The organism is Pseudomonas sp. MBLB4136 (genome assembly GCF_051904765.1).
GTDB lineage: Bacteria > Pseudomonadota > Gammaproteobacteria > Pseudomonadales > Pseudomonadaceae > Aquipseudomonas.
This window is the reverse complement of sequence record NZ_CP196713.1, coordinates 3,637,797-3,659,709: the sequence shown is the minus strand read 5'-3', so window position 1 is coordinate 3,659,709 and position 21,913 is coordinate 3,637,797. Positions and strand designations below refer to the sequence as shown.

At 66.1% G+C, this 21,913-nt stretch carries 19 protein-coding genes and 2 pseudogenes; 10 read left to right on the top strand and 11 right to left on the bottom strand.

Going from position 1 to position 21,913, the window contains the following annotated elements; translation table 11 throughout:
* Positions 1 to 23 precede the first annotated feature (23 nt).
* The 4 genes and pseudogenes from ACSX1D_RS16620 to ACSX1D_RS16605 all read left to right on the top strand — a co-directional run.
* Complete coding sequence (locus ACSX1D_RS16620; protein WP_439859559.1) at positions 24 to 707, top strand: DUF969 domain-containing protein; 684 nt, start codon at positions 24 to 26, stop codon at positions 705 to 707.
* Positions 704 to 1,633, top strand: coding sequence for a DUF979 domain-containing protein (locus ACSX1D_RS16615; protein WP_439859558.1), 930 nt, complete (start codon positions 704 to 706; stop codon positions 1,631 to 1,633). The genes ACSX1D_RS16620 and ACSX1D_RS16615 overlap by 4 nt, the downstream gene beginning before the upstream one ends.
* Before the next feature lie 21 nt (positions 1,634 to 1,654).
* A complete protein-coding gene (gene pcp / locus ACSX1D_RS16610; protein WP_439859557.1) occupies positions 1,655 to 2,302 on the top strand; it encodes a pyroglutamyl-peptidase I in 648 nt (215 codons plus the stop codon).
* Between the two features lie 23 nt (positions 2,303 to 2,325).
* Positions 2,326 to 2,643, top strand: a pseudogene (locus tag ACSX1D_RS16605) (transposase); the annotation flags it as partial.
* A 146-nt stretch (positions 2,644 to 2,789) separates the two neighbouring features.
* On the opposite strand, the gene ACSX1D_RS16600 reads toward ACSX1D_RS16605, so the two are convergent.
* The 3 genes from ACSX1D_RS16600 to ACSX1D_RS16590 all read right to left on the bottom strand — a co-directional run bounded on the left by ACSX1D_RS16600 (position 2,790) and on the right by ACSX1D_RS16590 (position 5,845).
* A complete protein-coding gene (locus tag ACSX1D_RS16600; protein ID WP_439859556.1) occupies positions 2,790 to 3,503 on the bottom strand; it encodes a lipopolysaccharide kinase InaA family protein in 714 nt (237 codons plus the stop codon).
* Positions 3,504 to 3,892: 389 nt separating this feature from the next.
* Complete coding sequence (locus tag ACSX1D_RS16595) at positions 3,893 to 5,437, bottom strand: AmpG family muropeptide MFS transporter (protein ID WP_439859555.1); 1,545 nt, start codon at positions 5,435 to 5,437, stop codon at positions 3,893 to 3,895.
* Positions 5,438 to 5,479: 42 nt separating this feature from the next.
* Positions 5,480 to 5,845: an MGMT family protein gene (locus ACSX1D_RS16590; protein ID WP_439859554.1), complete on the bottom strand. Its 366-nt coding sequence runs from the start codon at positions 5,843 to 5,845 to the stop codon at positions 5,480 to 5,482.
* A gap of 122 nt (positions 5,846 to 5,967) precedes the next feature.
* On the opposite strand from ACSX1D_RS16590, the gene ACSX1D_RS16585 reads away from it, so the two are divergent.
* A complete protein-coding gene (locus tag ACSX1D_RS16585; RefSeq protein ID WP_439859553.1) occupies positions 5,968 to 6,972 on the top strand; it encodes a DUF481 domain-containing protein in 1,005 nt (334 codons plus the stop codon).
* Between the two features lie 82 nt (positions 6,973 to 7,054).
* Here ACSX1D_RS16585 and ACSX1D_RS16580 read toward each other — a convergent pair whose 3' ends face one another.
* Positions 7,055 to 7,813 carry an SDR family oxidoreductase gene (locus ACSX1D_RS16580; protein ID WP_439859552.1) on the bottom strand — a complete coding sequence of 253 codons (759 nt, stop codon included), beginning with the start codon at positions 7,811 to 7,813 and terminating at the stop codon, positions 7,055 to 7,057.
* Positions 7,814 to 7,916: 103 nt separating this feature from the next.
* On the opposite strand from ACSX1D_RS16580, the gene ACSX1D_RS16575 reads away from it, so the two are divergent.
* The 5 genes from ACSX1D_RS16575 to ACSX1D_RS16555 all read left to right on the top strand — a co-directional run bounded on the left by ACSX1D_RS16575 (position 7,917) and on the right by ACSX1D_RS16555 (position 12,065).
* Positions 7,917 to 8,648, top strand: a complete 732-nt coding sequence (locus ACSX1D_RS16575; RefSeq protein WP_439859551.1) for a HugZ family protein — start codon at positions 7,917 to 7,919, stop codon at positions 8,646 to 8,648.
* 63 nt (positions 8,649 to 8,711) lie between these two features.
* Complete coding sequence (locus tag ACSX1D_RS16570; RefSeq protein ID WP_439859550.1) at positions 8,712 to 9,176, top strand: FxsA family protein; 465 nt, start codon at positions 8,712 to 8,714, stop codon at positions 9,174 to 9,176.
* A 319-nt stretch (positions 9,177 to 9,495) separates the two neighbouring features.
* The gene (locus ACSX1D_RS16565; protein WP_160343741.1) at positions 9,496 to 9,789 is read left to right on the top strand and encodes a co-chaperone GroES; all 294 of its coding nucleotides are present in this window, start codon (positions 9,496 to 9,498) and stop codon (positions 9,787 to 9,789) included.
* A gap of 47 nt (positions 9,790 to 9,836) precedes the next feature.
* Positions 9,837 to 11,486 carry a chaperonin GroEL gene (gene groL / locus ACSX1D_RS16560; RefSeq protein WP_439859549.1) on the top strand — a complete coding sequence of 550 codons (1,650 nt, stop codon included), beginning with the start codon at positions 9,837 to 9,839 and terminating at the stop codon, positions 11,484 to 11,486.
* 354 nt (positions 11,487 to 11,840) lie between these two features.
* Complete coding sequence (locus tag ACSX1D_RS16555; RefSeq protein WP_439859548.1) at positions 11,841 to 12,065, top strand: hypothetical protein; 225 nt, start codon at positions 11,841 to 11,843, stop codon at positions 12,063 to 12,065.
* A gap of 71 nt (positions 12,066 to 12,136) precedes the next feature.
* On the opposite strand, the gene ACSX1D_RS16550 is transcribed toward ACSX1D_RS16555, so the two are convergent.
* The 7 genes and pseudogenes from ACSX1D_RS16550 to ACSX1D_RS16520 form a co-directional block, all read right to left on the bottom strand.
* Complete coding sequence (locus ACSX1D_RS16550) at positions 12,137 to 15,190, bottom strand: multidrug efflux RND transporter permease subunit (RefSeq protein ID WP_439859547.1); 3,054 nt, start codon at positions 15,188 to 15,190, stop codon at positions 12,137 to 12,139.
* Positions 15,191 to 15,218: 28 nt separating this feature from the next.
* Entirely contained in the window at positions 15,219 to 16,364 is a 1,146-nt protein-coding gene (locus tag ACSX1D_RS16545) for an efflux RND transporter periplasmic adaptor subunit (RefSeq protein WP_439859546.1), read from the bottom strand.
* Between the two features lie 129 nt (positions 16,365 to 16,493).
* A complete protein-coding gene (locus ACSX1D_RS16540; RefSeq protein ID WP_439862350.1) occupies positions 16,494 to 17,198 on the bottom strand; it encodes a methyl-accepting chemotaxis protein in 705 nt (234 codons plus the stop codon).
* Positions 17,199 to 17,426: 228 nt separating this feature from the next.
* Positions 17,427 to 17,636 (bottom strand): annotated as a pseudogene (locus tag ACSX1D_RS16535) (methyl-accepting chemotaxis protein); the annotation flags it as partial.
* Positions 17,637 to 18,290: 654 nt separating this feature from the next.
* Positions 18,291 to 19,385 carry a DUF1513 domain-containing protein gene (locus ACSX1D_RS16530; protein WP_439859545.1) on the bottom strand — a complete coding sequence of 365 codons (1,095 nt, stop codon included), beginning with the start codon at positions 19,383 to 19,385 and terminating at the stop codon, positions 18,291 to 18,293.
* A 12-nt stretch (positions 19,386 to 19,397) separates the two neighbouring features.
* Positions 19,398 to 20,459, bottom strand: a complete 1,062-nt coding sequence (locus ACSX1D_RS16525) for an imelysin family protein (RefSeq protein WP_439859544.1) — start codon at positions 20,457 to 20,459, stop codon at positions 19,398 to 19,400.
* Between the two features lie 10 nt (positions 20,460 to 20,469).
* Positions 20,470 to 21,894 carry a di-heme oxidoreductase family protein gene (locus ACSX1D_RS16520; protein WP_439859543.1) on the bottom strand — a complete coding sequence of 475 codons (1,425 nt, stop codon included), beginning with the start codon at positions 21,892 to 21,894 and terminating at the stop codon, positions 20,470 to 20,472.
* Positions 21,895 to 21,913 lie beyond the last annotated feature (19 nt).

Genomic DNA, 21,913 nt, shown 5'->3' with positions numbered 1-21,913 from the left:
AATAATTCTAAGGAGGTGTCATTGTGTTAACACTGATTGGTATTGTAATTGTCATCGTCGGACTCGTGATGCGTTTCAACCCGCTACTTGTTGTCTTGACCGCAGGTTTCTCCACGGGACTGGTCGCCGGAATGTCGCCGCTGGATATTCTGGCAGCCATCGGGCAGGCCTTTGTCACTAACCGCTACATGTCACTGCTGATTCTGGTGCTGCCGGTCATTGGCGTACTGGAACGCTGCGGCCTGCGCGAAAAGGCTGAAGATCTTATTCGGAGCATGCGCACGCTGACTGCAGGACGGGTCATGTTCGCCTACCAGATATTTCGTCAGGTCACGGGAGGCCTGGGTTTGAACATCGGTGGCCACCCCAGCTTCATTCGCCCGATCATTGCCCCGATGACTGAAGCCGCAGCCGCCAAGGGCGGCGCCACCAGTCCGGCCTGGCTTGATCGCATTCGTGGCATGTCGGCCTCTTCAGAAAACTATGGAAATTTCTTCGGCCAGCTCATGTTCCCGGCTGCCGGAGGCTTGCTGCTCATCAAGGGCGTACTTGAAAACGCTGGTTATAAAGTTGATCTGGTTGAGATGGCGGCCTATGCCATTCCGACAGCGCTTGCCGCAGCAAGCATCGGGCTGATTCGTTTCCTTCTACTTGACCGTGCCATTCGCGGCACAGAAATAAACCAGGGATGTGAGCAAGCATTATGATCACTCTGGAGCATATTTACGCCACAACTGGCGTCTTCCTGCTTGCTTTTACTCTATTGGCGCTGCTCGATTCAAAGTTGTCCGGCATGGTCAAGTGGGGGACTGTAATTTTCTGGGGCCTGTATGGCGTTTCATTCATCTGGGGCCAACAAATGCCACCTGCGGCAGTCGGTGGCATAGTTGTCGTGATGGCCCTGATCGCCAGTGTCAAGTGGATGGGCGTCGGCGAGTACTTCAGTGCAACGGCAGAGTTCCGGCGCAAGCTGGCCGACAGGTTCGGTTTCTGGCTATTCGGACCAGCCCTGCTCGTGCCCCTAGTTACTTTTTTGGTGGCTTGGTTAGTCCCCGAAATGGGAGCCCTCGTCGGCCTCGGTATTGGTTCTCTGGTCGCTCTGCTGATTACCTTCATGATGACTCGTACGTTACCGTTCCAAGCTTTTCAAGAGGGGCGGCGTTTGCTTGATGCCATCGGCTGGGCAATCATCCTGTCGCAATTTCTCGCTGCACTCGGTTTTCTTTTTGACAAGGCCGGAGTCGGTAACGTCGTGGCAGAGCTCGTTTCCGGCGTGGTTCCGGTGGATCTTCGTCTGGCCACAGTTATTGCCTACTGCGTAGGAATGACGCTATTTACCATGATCATGGGCAATGCGTTTGCCGCGTTTGCGGTAATTACTACCGGCATCGGAATCCCCCTTGTGATCAATATGCACGGTGCCGACCCTGCGATCGCAGGTGTCATCGCCATGTTGTGCGGCTATTCCGGAACACTGATGACGCCGATGGCGGCAAACTTCAACGTAGTACCGGCGGCACTGCTTGAGATGGAGGATAAAAGTGGCGTGATCAAGGCCCAGGGGCTGACCGCGTTGCTGATGCTGCTAATTAATATCGGTCTTATGTATTTTCTGGCCTTCCCAGGGAAGTAATAGAAAACGGAGTGAATAAGCATGCGTAATGTACTGATAACAGGCTTCGGTCCGTTTGGCGGAGATCCTATTAATCCGGCGCTGGAGGCCATTAAGCGCATGGAAGGGCGCACCATTGCAAACCACCGGATCTTCACCCGGGAGCTTCCAGTCACTCGCTTTGAATCGTGCAGCGCAATTGAAAAGCATATCCATGAAACCGATCCGGTCCTTGTTCTGGCGATTGGCCAAGCTGGCGGGCGACTTGAAATCACACCGGAGCGGGTTGCTATCAATGTTGATGATTTCAGGATTCCCGACAACGGTGGTTTCCAGCCGATTGACGAACCGGTCGCCGAAGGCGCGCCGCTTGCTTACCTGAGCACTCTGCCGATCAAGGCCATGGTCGCAGCCATGCGTCAGCAGGGGATTCCTGCCGCAGTCTCAAGCTCGGCGGGTACCTTCGTCTGCAACCACCTGTTTTATGGCTTGATGCATTTTCTGGCCGAATCGGGCAGTGCGGCACGCGGTGGCTTTGTTCACATTCCGTACCTACCGGAGCAGGCGGCCCGTCTCGGGGCGCAGCCCAGCATGGCGGTGGATACCATTGTACGGGGGCTTGAGATCTCGATTGCCGCGGCACTGAGTACGCCGGTCGATATCCGACAGTCAGGCGGTACGATCAGTTAGCCGAGTACATTTCGGCTAGGGACACAGGAGTTGAAAAGCGCGCCGAGCACGCTGGCCGGAACGTGATCTGGCAGGTCGCGGCGCGCCGTAGTACCTACAAAAAGCTGGGCAAGAACAATCCACTCTACAAAGCCAAGCGCAAGGTCGAAAAGGCCAAGGCCCAGATTCGCGCCAAGGTCGAGCAGCCATTCCGGGTGATCAAGCGCCACTTCGGCGGCGTGAAGGTGCGCTTCCGTGGAATGGCGAAGAACACCGCGCAACTGGTAACGCTATTCGCACTGTCGAACCTGTGGATGGCACGTCGACATTTGCTGGCGAGCTCAGGAGAGGTGCGCCCGTAATGTGGGAAATGGCTGCCGCGAGGTGCTCGCGACGGCCAAGAACGGAGAAATGAGTGGGCTATCTGACCGACTTTGATCGACTGCCCGCTTTCAAAATCAGCTGAGGATGAAGTCGGCGGGGAATACCGGGCTACTTCAGACCTTCCCTAGGCCGGCAAGCCCCTGAGTTCGCTGCCAAAGGCCGCGCGATAGGCCTCGATCAGCCGGCGCCAGTCTGCGTCATTCCACGAGGAGTGGCGTCGGAGCTGCTGCATGTCGTGGCGGGCCGCCTGGGCCGGCGTCAGTCGCCGGCGGCACTTCTCCAGGTCGAGCAGCGCCACTTCCGCGCGCGCCGCCTCGCCTGCGCCGCAGACCCTGACGAAGATGTGCTTGATATAGATGCAGCTGTGCTGCCAGCGTGCCCGGTGCAGCTGGGCCAGGTTCCTGGCGACCTGCACCAGCAGCTCGTCATGCAGGCGCTCACCGTGGCGCTCGCGGCCACCCTCGGCATACCAGTCATCGAGCGGCTGGAATCCCTCCAGTGCGGCGGTGACCAGCAGGCCGCGCCAGCCTTGCTGATCCTGTTCGGCCGCACAGTAGACGATCTCCGGAACCCTGACCCCCGCCCGTTGTGCACCGAGCAGGGCATCGCGCTCGCGCAGCACGGTCGGGCGACCGAAGGGATGGCGCAGGCTGCGGTAGATGTGCCCGGTCTGGCGCTTGGCATACAGCAGGCGGCCCCGCTCGTCGCGAATGCGCTGTACGCCGCTGGTTCCACCGCGCCGCTCGTTGGGCGGTTCTACCCAGTCGCCCTGCAATTGCCACCAGCTGTCGAGGGTACCGCTCGTGGCGATTCCGGTTGGGTCTGCGTCTGTCTTCATGTGCGGCCTTATTCTCAAGACTTGTGAGCGGGCCGACCGCCAGGGGCCGACCTCGGTGCTACCTCTCAATGGGTGGAGCGCGACCGGGGGGTAACGGTAGGGGTTACCATCCTGCACGGATGCGGCGTCCGTTGGTGTTGCGTGGATGTATCGAGTGCGCGGTGCTGGCCGATTCGGCAGCCTCCCGGCGCGGGGCCTGTGACTGTCGCCAGCCGCCGGCTAGGGGCGGTTGGCCTGGATGCGGCGCAGCCGTGCCGGGGCGCTCGGTCCGGCAGGCGGGCACAAGGCCCGCGCACGATAGCCTGGGAGTGAATGCAAGCCCCGTACCTATAACGTGCTGCGCGGCCGCAGCGCGCATTCGCGTGGCGAGGCCGCCGGCGGTTGTCCGCTCAGGCCTGCTCGGGTGGCGCGGCCGGTGCCGAGCCGTTGGCCTGGGGTCCCTCGCGTCGCCATTGCAGGGCGATCAGGATCAGCGTGGGGATCCCCAGCAGGGCAGTGGCGAGGAAGAACTGGGCGTAGCCGAGCTTCTCCACCATCACCCCGGAGTAGCCGCCAATCAGGCGCGGCAGCAGCAGCATGATCGAGCTGAGCAGGGCGTACTGGGTGGCGGAGAATTTCAGGTTGGTCAGGCTCGACAGGTAGGCGACGAACGCGGCCGTGGCCAGGCCGGCGCTGAAGTTGTCGGCGCAGATGGTCACGATCAGCATCTGCAGGTGCGGGCCCATGTCGGCGAGCAGGAGAAACAGCAGATTGGTCGCCGCCGAGGCCGCGCCGCCGATGAACAGGATCGGCAGGATGCCGAAACGCACGATCAGCAGGCCGCCGATGCCGGCACCGAGCAGGGTCATGACCAGGCCGAACAGCTTGCTGACGCTGGCGATCTGATCCTTGGTGAAGCCCTGGTCGATATAGAAGACGTTGGCCATCACCCCCATCACCGTGTCGGACATGCGGTAGGTGGCGATCAGCCCGAGCAGCAGCAAGGCCTGCCAGCGATAGCGCACGATGAAATCGTTGACCGGGGTCAGCACCGGCGCCAGGCCGCGACGGCCCATGGTCGACAGGCACAGGGCAGTGAGGATGGTGTAGAGCAGGGCGCGCAGAAAAGCGCGATCGGTGAGCAGCAGGTCGAGCAGGCTCGCCTCGCCGCGCACCAGGCTGGCGAAGTCGGTGTGGTAGAGCTGGGTGAACATCGCCGGCACCGAGACCAGCAGGACTATCAGGACCAGTACCGAGACCATCTGATGGGTGAAGCCATAACGTGCCGCCGCCAACTGGGTCTTCAGCGGCACCGCCGGCTCACGCATCCAGAGGCTGGTCAGCAGCCCCGGCAGCATCAGCAGGGCGAATACCAGGTAGGTGCCGGCCCAGGCGCTGTGCTGATAGCTCAGCACGGTAGAGCCGAAGCCCTCGGCGAAATACAGGGCGCCCGCGGTGGCGAGCAGCGCGGCGATCCGGTAGCCGGCCATGTAGCTGGCGGCGAGCGCCGCCTGGCGGGTCTGCTCGACGATCTCCAGGCGGTAGGCGTCGATGGCGATGTCCTGGGTGGCGGAGGCGAAGGCCACCAGCACAGCCAGGGCGATCAGCCAGGTCAGGTGGGTCTGCGGGTCGCACAGCGCCATGCCGGCCAGGCCGCAGGCAATCAGTACCTGCGACAGCACCAGCCAGGAGCGGCGCCGCCCCATGCGCCCGAGCAATGGCAGGCGCCACTGGTCGAGCAGCGGTGACCACACCCATTTGAAGGCATAGGCCAGGCCGATGAGGCTGGCGAAGCCGATGGTCTCGCGGGCCACGCCGGCTTCGCGCAGCCAGACTGACAGGGTCGAGAACACCAGCATGTAGGGCAGACCGGCGGCGAAGCCGAGGAGCAGGAGTACCAGCGTGGAGGGGCTGGAATAGGCGGCGATGGCATCGCGCCAGCTTTTACGAGGCATTGGGCGGGTTTCAGCCTGGGATGACCTGACAAAGGCCGCACTCTAACCGCTGTGCTCCATCGGGCGCCAGCCATGCCGTCGGATATCCACTCGATCATGCTGGATAAGCACGCCTTCTGCACGCAGTCGCGCCCGTTGTTCGGCGCCCGACGGACTGCCCGCCGGCAGGCTCAGGCGGCCGCCGGCGGCGATCACCCGGTGCCAGGGCAGGGCACTGCCCTGCGGCAGCTGGCCGAGTACGCGGCCGACCCAGCGCGCCGCGCGGCCGAGCCCGGCCAGTTGCGCCAGCTGGCCGTAGCTCACCACCCTGCCGGGCGGCACCTGCGCCAGCGTCAGGTACAGGGCCTCGCGCCGGGCGCTGGGCGAATCTGGGTCCTGTTTGATGTCCATGTCGTTGGTAGGGCTCATGGGCGTGCCTGGGGTGCCTTGGCGGAACTCGCGTGGCTTTCGTCGGTCAGTTCTTGCTCAGTCGCCGAGCCCGCGGATAATGCTCGGCCCTTTGCGAACCTGAGCAATACTCGGTCTTTTTCATGTATTCGAAAACCCTGCTGTGCCTGGCCCTTTCCCTGGCCACAACCCCGCTGCTGGCCGACACCGTGTGGTTGAAGAACGGCGATCGCCTGACGGGCGAGATCAAGTTCTTCGACGGCGCCAAGTTGCTGCTGAAAACCGAGTACGGCGGCGCCATCGCCCTGGACTGGGACCAGGTCGCCACCCTGGACAGTGACCAGGAGTTGCTGATCAAGGAAAGCGCGGTGAGCGGCGAACGCGCCAAGTCCCTGCAGGCCGCCGAGCCGGGCAAGGTCGTCGTGGCCAATGGCGAGGCGCCGCGCACCATCGAGCTGGCCAGCATTCAGCAGATCCTCAAGCCCAAGCCGCTGGTCGAAGATCTGACCTGGAAGGGCAATCTCGACGCGGCCTTGGACTACAAGCGTGGCGAGGCCGACAGTGACGACTACGACATCGACCTGAAGACCAAGGCGCGCCATGGTCTGTGGCGGCACAACGCGGAAGCCGGCTACAACCGCCAGTACCAGGACGACGTGGTGTCCACCGATAACTGGAGCGCCGAGTACGCCCTGGATCGCTTCCTCGACGAGCACTGGTTCTGGCAGGGACGGCTGGAATACAAGCACGATCAGATCGAGGAGCTGGAGCGCCAGCGCACCCTCGGTACCGGCCCCGGCTACCAGTTCTGGGACAACGAGCTGGGCGCCTTCTCGGTGGCCGGCCTGCTCAACCGCAGCGACTACCGCTTCGCCGACGGGCAGGAAGAGAGCTTCTATGCCCTGAGCACCAAGTGGGACTACAACCGCTACGTGGTGGGCAAGACCGTCGAGGTGTTCAGCAGCGGCGAGCTTGGCAAGCCCCTGGCCAATGTCGCCGACTACACCCTGGATGCCGAGGTGGGCCTGCGCTACAAGGTCACCGACTGGGCCTCGCTGCACATGAAGGCGGAGAAGGACCTGGTCAGCGGCGCCGAGGGCGAGCTGGACGAAACCCACTACAGCCTCGGCTTCGGCGTCGGCTGGTAGCCCGTCCGGCACGCAGCCGCTGGTCTCGCCGATAGCAAAGAGCCCCGCAGAAGCGGGGCTCTTTAAAGGTGGCGGGACGCGCTTACAGGCGCAGGCCGCCGTCCAGTTCGAGGATGCGCCCGGTGTAGTAGTCGTTCTCCAGGATATAGGCCACCGAATGGGCGATCTCGGCCGGTTTGCCCATGCGCCGCAGCGGAATCCCGGCGGTCATCTTGTCCAGGGCCTCGGGCTTCATGCCCAGAGTCATCTCGGTCTCGATGAAACCCGGCGCCACGCCGGCGACGCGGATGCCGTAGCGCGCCAGTTCCTTGGCCCAGACCACGGTGTCGGCGGCGACGCCGGCCTTGGCCGCGGAATAGTTGGCCTGGCCCATGTTGCCCGCGCGGGAGATCGAGGAGATGTTGATGATCGCCCCCTGGTTCTGCAGCTCGATCATCTTCGCCGCCACCTCGCGGGTGCAGAGGAACACCCCGGTCAGGTTGACGTCGATCACCGCCTGCCACTGGGCCAGGCTCATCTTGCTGATCTCGCCGTCCTTGACCTTGAGGGTCAGGCCATCACGGAGGATCCCGGCGTTGTTCACCAGGCCGTGGATCGCGCCAAAGTCCTCGGCGACCCGGGCGACCATGTGGGTGACCTGCTCCTCGTCGGCAACGTTGCAGATATAGGCGCGGGCTTCGACGCCGGCGGCCTGGCAGGCCCGCACGGCTTCCTCGAGCTTCTCCGGGTTCAGGTCGACCAGCGCCAGTTTGGCGCCCCTGGCCGCCAGGTATTCGCCCATGGCGCGGCCCAGGCCCTGGCAACCGCCGGTGATGATGATGACTTTGTCTTTGAGTTGCATCGCGTTATCCCCTCAAGGTACTGCATTTGCCCCGCTGGCACCCGCTAACCGCTATTCTGGGCGCCTGTCCGTTAGTGACGGATTCTTTACGAGGAGTCATAAGGTGAGCGTGAAAGCCGGCAAGCATGCCCGAGAATTGCTACTCAAGGAATACCGCGGGGTGCTCTCCACCCACTCCAAAGCCATGCCGGGCTTCCCTTTCGGATCGGTGGTGCCCTATTGCCTGGACGCCGCCGGCCAGCCGTTGATCCTCATCAGCCGCATCGCCCAGCACACCCACAACCTCGGGCAGGACGCCAAGTGCTCGCTGCTGGTCGGCGAGCGTGGCGCCGAGGATGTGCAGGCGGTCGGTCGCCTCACTCTGCTCGCCGAAGCACGACAATTGTGTGACCAGCAGGCGATCGAGGCCGCCGCCGAGCGCTACTACCGCTACTTCCCGGATGCGCGCAACTACCACCGCAGCCATGACTTCGATTTCTGGGTGCTGGCGCCGGTGCGCTGGCGCTACATCGGCGGCTTCGGCGCCATCCACTGGCTGGATCAGGTGGCGCTGGCCAATCCCTTCGCCGGCGAAGTGGAGCAGGGCATGCTCGAGCACATGAACCGCGATCACGCCGCCGCCATCGCCCATTACGTCGAATTGGCCGGCTTGCCGACCCGGGCGCCGGCCGAGCTGGTGGGCATCGACAGCGAGGGCTTCCACCTGCGCATCGGCCAGGGCCTCCACTGGCTGGCCTTTCCGGCGCCCTGCGACAGCCCGGGCGCGGTGCGCCAGGCCCTGGTGCAACTGGCTCGCGCCGAAGTCTGGCCGACCGACGGCGTGGTTTCGCCTTGAATTGCCGGCGATATCCCATATCTCAGTGTTATTGGAAGCTGTTCTTCCGTTAAGGAACCCTTGATGCGCGTTTTCCTGTTGTTGTTCCTGTTGTTCCCGATCATTGAGCTGGCACTGCTGATCAAGGTCGGCGGCGCCATCGGCGTGCTGCCGACCCTGCTGCTGGTGATTGCCACCGCGATCCTCGGCAGCGTGCTGCTGCGCGTCGCCGGCGTCGCCACCGCCTGGCGCGCCCGCGAGAAGCTGGCCCGCGGCGAGCTGCCCGAGCAGGAGATGCTCGAGGGCCTGCTGATCGCCGTCGGCGGCGGCCTGCTGCTGCTGCCGGGCTTTATCAGCGATATCTTCGGCGTGGTCTGCCTGATCCCCTTCACCCGCCGCCTGCTGGTCGCCAAGCTGCGCCAACGGGCCGCCGAGCAGGCCATGCGCCAGCGCGCCTTCGCCGACGACCTGGCGGCCCGCGCCGGGCAGGCCCGTCCGGGTGCGGCCCGGCCCAACGTGCTGGAAGGCGAATACGAGCGGCGCGACTAGCGCGCGAGCGTTTCGCTGGCGCGCCCATGAGCGCGCACCGGGCCGGCGTCCGTCGGCCCGGTGAAAAAGGGCCCGGAAAGCATATTTTTTTCAGTGACGCCCCTTGAAATACCCTTGCACGCCCTTATGTAGCGGTCACCGCAAGGTTTTCTGTCGACAACGGCAGAACAGATTTCAGCGTTGTGCCGAGCGCCACGGGTGGGCGATCAAGTGATCAACCATCCATGTTGCTCCGCAGCGCAACCGGCACCGCCGGACTTTGCTAACCCGCCGGTGAAGGCACCGGCCGATGTAAACAACCAATTGGGAGAGATCGACAATGAAGCTTCGTCCTCTGCATGACCGCGTCGTGATCCGTCGCAGCGAAGAAGAAACCAAGACCGCGGGCGGCATCGTGCTGCCGGGTTCCGCTGCCGAGAAGCCGAACCAGGGCGAGATCGTCGCCGTCGGCACCGGTCGCGTGCTGGACAACGGCGAAGTCCGTGCGCTGGCCGTCAAGGTCGGTGACAAGGTGGTGTTCGGCCCGTACTCCGGCAGCAACACCATCAAGGTCGACGGCGAAGACCTGCTGGTGATGGGCGAGAGCGAGATTCTCGCCGTCATCGAAGCCTGATTCCCGCGAATCTCCGTTTAACCGTCAAGAATTGAGGATCAATCACCATGGCAGCTAAAGAAGTCAAATTCGGCGATTCCGCCCGCAAGAAGATGCTCGCCGGCGTCAACGTCCTGGCCGACGCGGTCAAGGCCACCCTCGGCCCGAAGGGCCGCAACGTGGTGCTGGAGAAGAGCTTCGGTGCTCCGACCATCACCAAGGACGGCGTTTCCGTCGCCAAGGAAATCGAGCTGAAGGATCGCTTCGAGAACATGGGCGCGCAGCTGGTCAAGGACGTCGCGTCCAAGGCCAACGACGAGGCCGGTGACGGCACCACCACCGCTACCGTGTTGGCTCAGGCCATCGTCAACGAAGGCCTGAAGGCCGTCGCCGCCGGCATGAACCCGATGGACCTCAAGCGTGGTATCGACAAGGCCACCATCGCCATCGTCAAGGAGCTGAAGGAACTGTCCAAGCCGTGCGCTGACAGCAAGGCCATCGCTCAGGTCGGCACCATCTCCGCCAACTCCGACACCTCCATCGGCGACATCATCGCCGAAGCCATGGAAAAAGTCGGCAAGGAAGGCGTGATCACCGTTGAAGAAGGCTCGGGCCTGGAGAACGAACTGTCGGTCGTAGAAGGCATGCAGTTCGACCGCGGCTACCTGTCGCCGTACTTCATCAACAAGCCGGACACCATGGTTGCCGAACTGGAAACCCCGCTGATCCTGCTGGTCGACAAGAAGATCTCCAACATCCGCGAAATGCTGCCGGTGCTGGAAGCCGTCGCCAAGGCCGGTCGTCCGCTGCTGATCGTCGCCGAAGACGTCGAAGGCGAAGCGCTGGCCACCCTGGTGGTCAACAACATGCGCGGTATCGTCAAGGTCGCTGCCGTCAAGGCACCGGGCTTCGGCGATCGTCGCAAGGCCATGCTGCAGGACATCGCCATCCTCACCGGCGGTACCGTGATCAGCGAAGAAGTCGGCCTGAGCCTGGAAGGCGCCACCCTGGAGCACCTGGGTAACGCCAAGCGCGTGGTCCTGAGCAAGGAAAACACCACCATCATCGACGGTGCCGGCCAGCAGGCGGATATCGAAGCCCGCGTGGCGCAGATCCGCAAGCAGGTCGAAGACACCACTTCCGATTACGACAAGGAGAAGCTGCAAGAGCGTCTGGCCAAGCTGGCCGGCGGTGTTGCGGTGATCAAGGTCGGCGCCGGTACCGAAGTCGAGATGAAAGAGAAGAAGGCCCGCGTCGAAGACGCCCTGCACGCTACCCGTGCCGCGGTGGAAGAAGGCGTGGTACCTGGCGGTGGCGTGGCCCTGGTGCGCGCACTGCAGGCCATCTCCGAGCTGAAGGGCGAGAACGACGACCAGAACGTCGGTATCGCACTGCTGCGCCGCGCTGTCGAAGCGCCGCTGCGCCAGATCGTCGCCAACGCCGGTGACGAGCCGAGCGTGGTGGTCGACAAGGTCAAGCAGGGCGAAGGCAACTACGGCTACAACGCCGCTACCGGTGTGTACGGCGACATGATCGAGATGGGTATCCTCGATCCGGCCAAGGTCACCCGTTCCGCGCTGCAGGCCGCCGCTTCCATCGGCAGCCTGATGATCACCACCGAAGCGATGATCGCCGAAGTGGTCGACGACAAGGCCGGCCCGGCCATGCCTGACATGGGTGGCATGGGTGGCATGGGCGGCATGGGCGGCATGATGTAAGCCACCCGGCACCCTGAGCTGTAACGAAAACCCCGCGCTTGTCGCGGGGTTTTCTTTTTTGCGCGCAGGTATTTCCCGGATGGGTCATGGGGCCAACGACGGCGCGTCTTCCGCCTGGTCATGCCGGGCTGCGCAAGGCGCCGGGCCGGCGCTGGCTCTGCGGCAGGACCTTGGGCTTGGGCTGCCGCACTCTGGTGCGAGGGCGGGCGCGCGCCAGGCGCGCCGCTGCTTGCGTGTCTGCTCGGTCGCCCTGTGACCAGATCCCTACCGTTTGTCGACGAGGGCGAGCAGTTCGTGCGCGCTGGTCTAGGGTTATCGAACAGCGTTTGGCAGCGCTATCAAGAGGTTGCAGTGATGAAACTAGAAATCGCTCGAGGTTTGTTTCTCGCCGCCGCGCTGGCCGTGGCGTCGATAGCGGCCGCAGCCTGGCAGGAGCCGACCCCTGAGGTGCTGACCGATAACGGGCTGGGCTACTGCCCCCTACCGCCCAAGGCGCGGGTAGTGGCGCCGGCGCGCCCGGATCATGACCTGTTGCTGTTCCTCTTCAGCATGTCCCAGGGCCTGGCGCCACGCGGCTGAGGCGGCGCCTGGCGCTGTCCGCGTCTGCACAAAAAAGCCCCGCACTGGCGGGGCTTTTTTTGTGTCGAGGATCAGCTCGCGTGGGCCGGCTCGAGACTCGGCGCGGGGTCAGGCCTGGCCAGCAGGCTGTAGACGCAGGGCAGCACGAACAGGGTGAACAGGGTGCCGACCGACATGCCGGTGGCGATCACCAGGCCGATGTCGAAGCGGCTCACCGCGCCGGCGCCGCTGGCGAGGATCAGCGGCAGCATGCCGAAGACCATGGCCGCGGTGGTCATCAGCACCGGGCGCAGGCGGATCGCCGCGGCCTGCTCCACCGCTTCGCGGCGCGACAGGCCCTTGTCGCGGCGCAGCTGGTTGGCGAACTCGACGATCAGGATGCCGTGCTTGGTGATCAGGCCGATCAGCGTCACCAGACCCACCTGGGTGTAGATGTTCATGCTGGAGAAGCCGAGGAACAGCGGCACCAGGGCGCCGCAGATCGACAGCGGCACGGTCACCAGGATCACCAGCGGGTCGCGGAAGCTCTCGAACTGCGCGGCCAGCACCAGGAAGATCAGCGCCAGGGCCAGGCCGAAGGTCACGTACAGGGCGCTGCCCTCCTGAATGTACTGGCGCGCGGCGCCGGCGTAGTCGGCGGCGAAGCCGGCCGGCGCCTCCTCGGCCATGATCTGTCGCACGGTGTCGATCGCCTCGCCCATGCTGACGATCGGCACGCCCTGGATGATCGCCGAGTTGAGCTGCTGGAACTGGTTGAGCTGGGTCGGCCGGGCGCGGTCGCTGACCTTGACCAGGGTCGCCAGTGGCAGCATCTGCCCGCTTTCGCTCTTGACGTAGTAGCTGCCCAGCCAGCCCGGGTTGTCGCGGTAGGCGCGCTCGACCTGGGCGATCACCTTGTAGCTGCGCCCGTCGATGGTGAAGCGGTTGATCTCGCCCTCGCCGAGCAGGCTGGCCAGGGTCAGGCCGAGGTCCTGCATGGACACGCCCATCTGCGCGGCCTTCTGTCGGTCGATCTCCACCACCACTTCCGGCTTGTCGAAGGCCAGGTCGACGTCGAGGAAGGCGAACTTGCCGGACGCCAGGGCCCGCGCCTTGACCCGCTCGGCCACCTGCAGCAACGACTGGTAGTCGTTCGGCGTGTTGATCACGAACTGGAACGGCAGACCCTCGCCGGTGCCGGGCAGGGACGGCAGGTTGAAGCCGAAGATCTGCAGGCCGGGGATCTGCGCCAGGCGCCCCTGGACCTCGGGCAGGATCTCCATCTGGGTGCGCTCGCGCTCGTTCCATGGGGTCATCAGGAAGCCGCCGATGCCCGACTGCACGCCGTTGAAGCCGTTGATCTGGAACGAGGAGTAGTACTCGGGGAACTCCTTGAAGATCGCCACGAACGGGTCGGTGTACTGGTTCAGGTAGTCCAGGTTGGTCGGCTGCGGGGCGTTGGCGATCATGAAGATGATGCCCTGATCCTCCTCCGGGGCCAGCTCGCTCTCGGTGAACTTGAGCAGCACCGGGATCAGGCAGAGGATGATCACGGCGAACACCAGCACCACCGGGCGGGTGTCGAGGGTGCCGTGCAGGGCGCGCTGGTAGCGCTGCTTGAGGCGCTCGAACAGCAGGTCCAGGCGGTGCGCCAGGCCGCTGGGGTTCTCCTCGTGGCGCAGCAGCTTGGCGCACATCATCGGCGACAGGGTCAGGGCGACGATGCCGGAAATGATCACCGCGCCGGCCAGGGTCAGGGCGAACTCCTTGAACAGCGCGCCGGTCAGGCCCTCGAGGAAGCCGATCGGCGCATACACCGCGGCCAGGGTGATGGTCATCGACACCACCGGCACGGCGATCTCGCGGGCGCCCTCGAGTGCCGCGTCGAAGGGCGTCTTGCCCTCCTCGATATGCCGGTGGATGTTCTCCACCACGACGATGGCGTCGTCCACCACCAGGCCGATGGCCAGGACCATGGCCAGCAGGGTCAGCAGGTTGATCGAGTAGCCCATCAGCTGCATGAAGAACAGCACGCCGATCATCGACAGCGGGATGGTGATCACCGGGATCAGCACCGAACGCAAGGCGCCGAGGAACAGGAAGACCACCACGATGACGATCAGCACCGCCTCGCCCAGGGTCTTGAGCACCTCGTCGATCGACGCCTGGATGAACAGCGTGGCGTCGTAGGCGATCGACACCTTGAGATTCGGCGGCAGCTGGGTTTCCAGCTCCGGCAGGATGCCGCGCACCTCCTTGATCACGTCCAGCGGGTTGGCGCTGGGCGTGCCCTTGATGGCGATATAGACCGAGGGGATGCCGTCGAAGGAGCTGAGCGAGTCGTAGTTCTCCGCGCCCATCTCCACTCGCGCCACGTCGCGCAGCAGCACCCGGCTGTCGCCGACGGTCTTCAGCGGAATGGCGGCGAAGGCCTCGGGGGTCTTCAGGTCGGTTTCGGCGTTGAGGCTGGTGACCACGTACTGGCCCTTCACCTCGCCGGCGGCGGCGAGGAAGTTGTACTGGCGCACCGCGTTGTTGACGTCGGCGGCGGTGATGCCGTGGGCGGCCATCTTCAGCGGGTCGAGCCACAGGCGCATGGCGAACACCTGGTTGCCGAGGATCTGCGCCTCGGCCATGCCCGGCAGGGTGGCCAGCTTCGGCTGGATCACCCGTTGCAGGTAGTCGGTGATCTGCGGGTTGCTCAGTTCATCGCTGAAGAAGCTGATGTACATCAGCGCAGAAGCGCCGGCCGCCTCCTTGCTCAGCACCGGGTCCTGGGCCTCCTGGGGCAACTGGTTCTTCACCTCGTTGGCCTTGGCCAGCAGCTCGGTGAACAGGCGGTCGCTGTCGGCGCCGATGCGTGCGTAGATGGAGATGATCGACAGGTTCTGCCGGCTCACCGAGGTCATGTAGTCGATGCCTTCGGCGCTGGCCAGGCTCTGCTGCAGGGGTTGGGTGATGTAGCCCTGGATGGTCTCGGCATTGGCCCCGGGGTAGGCGGTGGTCACCGTGATCAGGGCGTTTTCCAGGTGCGGGTACTGGCGGATGGTCAGCTTGTTGAACGCCTGCAGGCCGAGCAGGACGATCAGCAGGCTGACCACGGTCGCCAGCACCGGGCGGCGAATGAACGGATCGGTAAAAGCCATGGCTAGGTTCCTTTGCGCCGGTGGCGAATCATTGCCCGGCGCCAGCCGGGGCGGAGGCGTCGGCCGGATCGGCGGCGATGGCCACATGGGCGCCGTTATCGAGCTTGAGCTGGCCGGCGGTGACCACCCGCTCGCCCGCCTGCAGGCCGTCGAGGATCACCACCCGACCATCGCGGCGCTCGCCGGTCTCGACGAAGCGCCGCTCTACCATCAGTTGCGGCTGGCCCGGGGTGCCCATCTCCGGCTGGCCGTCTGCGTCGCGCTTCTCGGTAATCACGTACACCGAATTGCCGTACAGGGTGTAGGTGATCGCGGTTTCCGGCACCACCACCTGCGTGGCCGCGCCCGGCAGCAAAACCTCCAGATTGGCGAACATGCCCGGCAGCAGGCGGCCGTCCGGGTTGTCCAGGGTGGCGCGGACCTGCACGTTGCGCGTGGTGGTCTCGACCTTGGGGTTGATCGCGGCGATCTCGCCCTCGAACACCTCGTCGGGATAGGCGGCGACGCTCAGGCGCACCCGCTCGCCGAGGGCCAGCTTGGGCACCGCCTGCTCCGGCAGGAAGAAGTCGACGTGCAGCTTGGCCAGGTCCTGCAGGGTGGCGATGTTGGTGCCGGGCGACAGGTAGTCGCCGACCTCCACCTGGCGGATGCCGATGGAGCCGGAGAAGGGCGCGAGGATGCGCTTCTTCGCCAGCTGCGCCTGCACTTGGGCGACGCTGGCGCTGGCCTGCTGCCGCTCGGCGGAGAGGCGGTCGAACTCGCTCTTGGAGATGTTCGAGCGGCTGACCAGGCTGCGGCCGCGCTCGAACTCGACGCTGGCCAGGCCCAGCGCGGCCTCGGCGGTGGCCAGGTTGGCCCGCTCGACCTGGTCATCCATCTGCAGCAGGGCCTGGCCCTTGACCACCCGCTCGCCGGATTGAAACAGCAGCTCGCGGACGATGCCGCCGACCTCGACGGTCAGGTCGACGCCCTGGAACGCCTTGAGCGTGCCGATGGCCGGCAGGCGGCTCTGCCAGGGCTGCTCGCTGGCGGTGGTGGCGGCCACGCTGATGGCCGGTTGCGGTGCGGAGAACTGCTGCACCTGTTGGTAGATGGCGAAGCCTTTGTAGGCGGCGAGGGCGAGCACCACGAGGGCGACCACGCCCAGCATGATGAGCATGCGGCGGAGCAACATATTCCGGTTCCTTGGCAGGGCAGATTGGGCCTGGGAATAGGCTAGGCGGGCACCTTAGACCCTATGCCACGGCCAAGTCAAAGTGCCCCGGGCGCCGGAAATTGCCGGGGCACGACGCCGCGAGCGAACTCAGGCGCTCAGGCGCTGGGTCACCTCGCCCAGCTGGCCGGCCAGGCCATGCAGATTCTGGCTGGCGGACTCGGTGCGCTGGACGTTTTCCTGGTTGGTGGTGGCGATCGCGGTGATCTCGGTGAGGTTGCGCGAGATGTCTTCGGCCACCGAGGTCTGCTCCTCGGCGGCCGTGGCGATCTGCCGGTTCATGTCGCGAATCGCCTCCACCGCGGCGGTGATGCGCTGCAGCATGGCTCCGGCCTCGGTGACCTGGGTGACGCCCTGTTCGCTGCGGCTCTGGCCGTTCTCGATGGCGCGCACGGCATTCAGCGCACCGGTCTGCACCGTCTCGATGATCTGGTGGATTTCCGCGGTGGATTCGGCGGTGCGCTGGGCCAGGGTGCGCACTTCGTCGGCGACCACGGCGAAGCCACGGCCTTGCTCGCCGGCGCGGGCGGCCTCGATGGCCGCGTTGAGGGCCAGCAGGTTGGTCTGTTCGGCGATGCCGCGGATCACCTCCAGGACCTTGCCGATGCGGCTGCTGTCCGCTTCCAGCCGGCGGATCACCTCGGCGGTGCTGGAGATCTCGCCGCGCATGCCGGTGATGGTGTCGATGGTGGCGCGCATCACCTGCTCGCCCTGCTGTGCCGAGTGGTCGGCATCGTCCGCGGCGCGGGCCGCCTCGGCGGCATGGCGGGCCACTTCCTGTGCGGTGGCGGACATCTCGTGCATGGCGGTGGCGACCTGGTCGGTGCGCGAGAACTGCTCGCGCGAGCCCTCGGCCATCAGCGCGGCGATGGCGTTGAGTTCGCCGCTGGCACCGTCCAGGTTGGCGCTGCTGCGCTGCAGGTGACTGAAGGTCTCGGCGAGAAAGTCGCGCAGGGTGTTGGCGGCGCTGGCCAGGCGGCCCAATTCGTCCTGGCGGCTGGCGTCGACCCGCTGGCCGAGGTTGCCACGGCTGAGCTGGGCGATATGTTCGATCAGGTCGCGAACCGGATTGATCAGGCTGCGGTTGATCAGCCACAGGCTGAACAGGCCGATCAGCAGGCTCGACAGCAGCAGCACCAGCAGGCCGAGCTGTACCGTGCGCTCGGCCGCGCTGCTGATGGCCGCCGATTGCGCCTGGCCGCGCTGGCCGAGCTGCTCGACCAGGGCGCTCATCTGTTCGCTGGCGGCGCGGTCGATGCCCTTGACCGCGGCATCGCCGACCGCCGCATCGGCGCCGGCGGCAACGAAGGCCGCATGGCCCTGGCGGTAGGCCTGGCCCATGTTCAGGTGTTCGCTGCGCAGGCGCTCGACCTGGCTTTTCAGGGCGTGGTCCTGCTGCCGCTCGGCGCTGCGCAGCAGTTCGCCGAGGGTCGCCTGCACCCGGCTCTCCTGGGCCTGGAACTGGCCCCAGTACTTGTCCAGGTCGGCGGGGTTCTTGCCGCGCAGCAGGACGTTCTTCCACTCCTGCACCTGCACCTTGAATTCGACGTTGGCGCTGTCCACCAGGCGCGAGGCCTGCAACGTGCCATCGACCAGCTCCCGGTAGGACTGCACGCCGCTGGACAGGAAGGAGAAGCAGGCCAGGGCGATCAGCAGGATCAGCAGCAGGCTGCCGCCGAGCAGGCTGAGGATTCGGGCGCGTAGGGAGCGTTGCAAGAGCATTGGTCGGGGTCTCGGGTCAGCGGATGGAGGTCGGTAGCCGCGGCGTCCAGGCTAGCGGGGAAACATGACATCCATGTGACGTAGAGCGAGGTGCGGGAACTGCGTCTGGCTATCGGCAGGTCGCGGCCAGGCTTGAGCGGCTCTGCTGCGGAGTTCCCGGGTAAGCTAAGCCAGGCGCAGGTGGTTGTCCCACAGGCCGGCGGGCAGATGCAGGGGGCGGCTGGCGATGCGTGGGGTGCGGCAGTCGAACAGGCGGCAGCGACCGGCCCCGGAGCTGACCACGAAACCCTCGGCCACCGCGCCGACCCCGGCGCAGTCGGGCAGCGGGGTGTCCAGGCGCAGTTCGGCGCTGTCCAGGTCCCAGATGAACAGGCGGTTGCCCCGTGGCGCGGTGAGGGCCAGCAGGCGCAGTTCGTCGTGGATCGCCAGGCTGGCGGTGTACTGGGTCATCGCCAGGCGTTGCGCCTCGCCCAGGGGAAAGGCCTGGAAAGCCTGGCCCGGGCGCTTGATCGCCAGCAGCGTCGCCGCGTCGCTGGCATCGCCCATGTACTGCTGGCCGCTGACCACGGTGCCGTCGGCGGCCACCGCCAGGTGACGCACGCTGTTCTGCCGCTCGGGCAGCCGCTCCTTGCTCAGCAGGCGGCCATCTCGGGTCAGCAGCACCAGGCTGGACTCCATGGCGTCGAGATTCATCTCCACCCGGCTGTCGGCCTCGGTGCGGATGCCGCCATTGGCCACCACCAGGGTTTCGCCGTCGGGCATCCACAGCAGCTGGTGCGGGCCGACGCCGTGGCTGGACAGCTCGCCGCTGCGTTGCAGGCGCCCAGCCTGCAGGCGGTAGGCGCCGATCACCCCGCGACCGGGTTCGGCGGTGTCGTTCTCGGTGGCGTACAGCCATTCTCCGCCGCGGTGGAACACCGCGTGGCCATAGAAGTGGCGCTGCGCCGGCGAGTCCAGGGTCTGCAGCAGCTGGCCGTCGCGGGTATCGATCAGGTAGCTCTGGGTGCTCGGCCGACGGCCGACGAACAGGGCCAGGGGCAGGTGCGGGTGGGGCACCACGTCGTGGCAGCGCTCGGCGACCGGGGTGGCGAAGGCCTGGCTGCCGTCCAGACGATAGCCGACGGCGTAGTGGCGGCCTCGGCCATCGTCACGGGCGGACAGCAGCAGCGGTGGATGGCCGTTGCCGATCAGCTGCCAGCCGCCGAGGGCGCCGGCGGCCAGGGCGGCGGCGCCGAGGCCGAGGAAGGTTCTGCGCTGCATGGTCGATGCGCCTCAGTCGCCGTCGTGGGAGTTGAAGCCCAGCTGAATGCCCAGGGCCTTGGACAGCTCGGCCTCGTGCAGGCGGTGCAGGGCGCTGAGGCTGTCGTACAGGGCATTCAGCTCGGCCAGGCCGGCGCTGTCGGCGAGCAGCTCGCCGAGCGGGCGCTGCAGGGCGGCGAGACGCTGGCGGGTGTCGGTGTAGGCGGCGTCGATACGCTGGCCGAGGGCCTGCTGCTCGCCGGCGAGCAGTTGCCGCAGGCCATCGTGGTCGGCGCCCTGCCAGAGTCGCTCGGCGCTGCTCAGGCTGGCGGCCAGGCTGGCCAGGCTGGCGCCGCTGCGCCAGGCCTCGGCCTGATAGGGCTGCGGTTGGCCCTTGCTCTGCCGGCCGAGCGGCGTGCCGAGCTTTTTCTTCAGGCCGTCGAGGGCGTTGACCTGGGTGCGCAGCAGTTCGGCCACGGCTTCGCCGGCATCGGCGTAGCGGGCATTGGGGAACTCGCGCAGCTGCGCGGCCATGCCGTCGGCGGCCTGCCAGTGCTGCAGCACGTCCGCGGCCAGGGCCTGCTGGTGCTGGCCGATGGCGCCGAGCAGCGGGCAGTAGCGGGCTTTCTGCTGGGCGTCCTCGAGGTCGAGGCCGGTGTCGAACAGCAGGTACTCATAGGCGGTCAGGCCCTGGACCACCACGCTGGACTTGTCCAGGTCGGCGGGCGTCAGCTGCGGCTTGCGCTTGAGCAGGGCGCCCACCTGACGCGCCACCAGGTTCTTCTTGTCCGGCCAGAACTGCACCTGCCAGGCGCGATTGCCCTCGGCCAGCGGGCCGATCTGCAGCGGTTGCAGGCCGGCCCAGGCGCGCTGGGCGTCGAGGAAGGCCTGGCGGGCCTGTTGCAGGTCCTGCTCGCCGCTGCAGAAGGCCTCGGCGCTGGCGGCCAGCTGGCGGTCGGCTGCGGCCCAGCTGCTGTAGCCTGGCAGCAGCACGCCGTCGGCCAGCGCGCGGCTGACCTGCTGTTGCGGGTTGCCGGGTGAGCAGGCGCTGAGCGCCAGGCCCAGCAGGGCGACGGTGAACGGCGAGCGGATCATGGACGACTCCTTACAGCGAGTTCAGGAAGGCCAGCAGCGCGGCGCGCTGCTCGGCGGTGAAGTTGAGGACGTGTTGCTTGGCCGCCTCGGCTTCGCCGCCGTGCCAGAGAATGGCCTCGAGCAGGTTGCGGGCGCGGCCGTCATGGAGGAACTGGGTGTGGCCGTTGACCGTCTCGGTCAGGCCGATGCCCCACAGCGGCGGTGTGCGCCACTCGCGGCCGGAAGCGAGAAACTCGCTGCGATGGTCGGCCAGGCCCTCGCCCATGTCGTGCAGCAGCAGGTCGCTGTAGGGGCGGATGGTCTGGTTGGCCAGCTCCGGCTCGGCGGCCGCCGCCGCGGTGGTGAACTGTGGTGTGTGGCAGGCCTGGCAGCCGGCCTGGTGGAACAGGCCCTTGCCGGCCAGCACCTGGGGATCGTCGACCTGGCGCCGCGCCGGCACCCCGAGGTTGCGGCTGTAGAACAGCACGCTGGCGAGGATGCTGTCGCTGACCTCCGGCTCGCCGCCGTGGGGTGCGCTGCGGCAGTCGAGCTGCCGTGCACTGCAGTCATCGCTGTTCAGCAGGCTGCTGGTCAGGCCCATGTCGCCGGCGAAGGCATGGGCATTCTGCTGGTTGAGCGAGGGCTGTCCGGCCTTCCAGCCGAAACGACCGAGCACGCTGCGCTGCGCGACATCGTCCCAGACCCGGTTGGGCCGTCCGGAAATGCCGTCGCCGTCGGCGTCCTCGGGGTCGGCGTTGGCCAGCAACGCGGCCTCGGGGATGGCTTCGAGCAGGCCGAGACCGATCATCGGCGGGGCGATGCGGGCGGAGAACTGCGTATCGGGGGGCAGCGGGCCATAGCCGAGCTGGCTGATCTGCAGGCTGGGGCGGCGCAGTTCGACCTCGTGGCCATCGGCGAACCGCACCGTCTGCGGGCTGTAGTCGAAGCGCACCTTGCCCTCGGCGGCGACGCCGGGGTTGGCCATGTCCTGCAGCTGAGCGCCGTAGGTCGGCTCGGGTACCACGCCCAGACGCTTGATGACCTCGGCGTGCTCGGCGCCGGCCGGCAGCGACAGGCGCACCAGCAGCGAGGCGGCGCTCGGGGCGTCGGCGGCCGGCGGATGACCGCGGCCGTCCTTGATATGGCAGTTCTGGCAGGCGTTGGTGTTGAACAGCGGGCCCAGGCCGTCGCGGGCGAGGGTGGTCGAGGGGGCGATCACCCAGGGGTTGCGAAAGAAGCTGTTGCCGACGCTGAAGTCCAGGCGCCGGGACGGCGAGAGGTTGGCCGAGGGCAGGGAGTAGGCATTGTGATCGGCCTTGAACACCGTGGCGCTGCCGCCGGACAGGGCCTCGCCGGGCTCGGCCCGGGTGAAGCGCGGAGACTGGTCGCAGGCGCTCAGGGCGCAGGCGAGCAGCAGCCAGGGCAGGGCAGACAGGCGGGGCAACGGGGCAAACATCGAACACATCCGCGACGGC

What these genes read in the sequence shown, in the direction of transcription:
- ACSX1D_RS16550 (WP_439859547.1), bottom strand. Translation starts at nt 15,190, where the DNA reads ATGGCTTTTACCGATCCGTTCATTCGCCGCCCGGTGCTGGCGACCGTG.
- ACSX1D_RS16595 (WP_439859555.1), bottom strand. Translation starts at nt 5,437, where the DNA reads ATGCCTCGTAAAAGCTGGCGCGATGCCATCGCCGCCTATTCCAGCCCC.
- ACSX1D_RS16585 (WP_439859553.1), top strand. Translation starts at nt 5,968, where the DNA reads ATGTATTCGAAAACCCTGCTGTGCCTGGCCCTTTCCCTGGCCACAACC.
- ACSX1D_RS16580 (WP_439859552.1), bottom strand. Translation starts at nt 7,813, where the DNA reads ATGCAACTCAAAGACAAAGTCATCATCATCACCGGCGGTTGCCAGGGC.
- ACSX1D_RS16540 (WP_439862350.1), bottom strand. Translation starts at nt 17,198, where the DNA reads ATGTCCGCCACCGCACAGGAAGTGGCCCGCCATGCCGCCGAGGCGGCC.
- ACSX1D_RS16530 (WP_439859545.1), bottom strand. Translation starts at nt 19,385, where the DNA reads ATGCAGCGCAGAACCTTCCTCGGCCTCGGCGCCGCCGCCCTGGCCGCC.
- groL (WP_439859549.1), top strand. Translation starts at nt 9,837, where the DNA reads ATGGCAGCTAAAGAAGTCAAATTCGGCGATTCCGCCCGCAAGAAGATG.
- ACSX1D_RS16590 (WP_439859554.1), bottom strand. Translation starts at nt 5,845, where the DNA reads ATGAGCCCTACCAACGACATGGACATCAAACAGGACCCAGATTCGCCC.
- ACSX1D_RS16545 (WP_439859546.1), bottom strand. Translation starts at nt 16,364, where the DNA reads ATGTTGCTCCGCCGCATGCTCATCATGCTGGGCGTGGTCGCCCTCGTG.
- ACSX1D_RS16570 (WP_439859550.1), top strand. Translation starts at nt 8,712, where the DNA reads ATGCGCGTTTTCCTGTTGTTGTTCCTGTTGTTCCCGATCATTGAGCTG.
- ACSX1D_RS16555 (WP_439859548.1), top strand. Translation starts at nt 11,841, where the DNA reads ATGAAACTAGAAATCGCTCGAGGTTTGTTTCTCGCCGCCGCGCTGGCC.
- ACSX1D_RS16600 (WP_439859556.1), bottom strand. Translation starts at nt 3,503, where the DNA reads ATGAAGACAGACGCAGACCCAACCGGAATCGCCACGAGCGGTACCCTC.
- ACSX1D_RS16525 (WP_439859544.1), bottom strand. Translation starts at nt 20,459, where the DNA reads ATGATCCGCTCGCCGTTCACCGTCGCCCTGCTGGGCCTGGCGCTCAGC.
- ACSX1D_RS16520 (WP_439859543.1), bottom strand. Translation starts at nt 21,894, where the DNA reads ATGTTTGCCCCGTTGCCCCGCCTGTCTGCCCTGCCCTGGCTGCTGCTC.
- ACSX1D_RS16615 (WP_439859558.1), top strand. Translation starts at nt 704, where the DNA reads ATGATCACTCTGGAGCATATTTACGCCACAACTGGCGTCTTCCTGCTT.
- pcp (WP_439859557.1), top strand. Translation starts at nt 1,655, where the DNA reads ATGCGTAATGTACTGATAACAGGCTTCGGTCCGTTTGGCGGAGATCCT.
- ACSX1D_RS16565 (WP_160343741.1), top strand. Translation starts at nt 9,496, where the DNA reads ATGAAGCTTCGTCCTCTGCATGACCGCGTCGTGATCCGTCGCAGCGAA.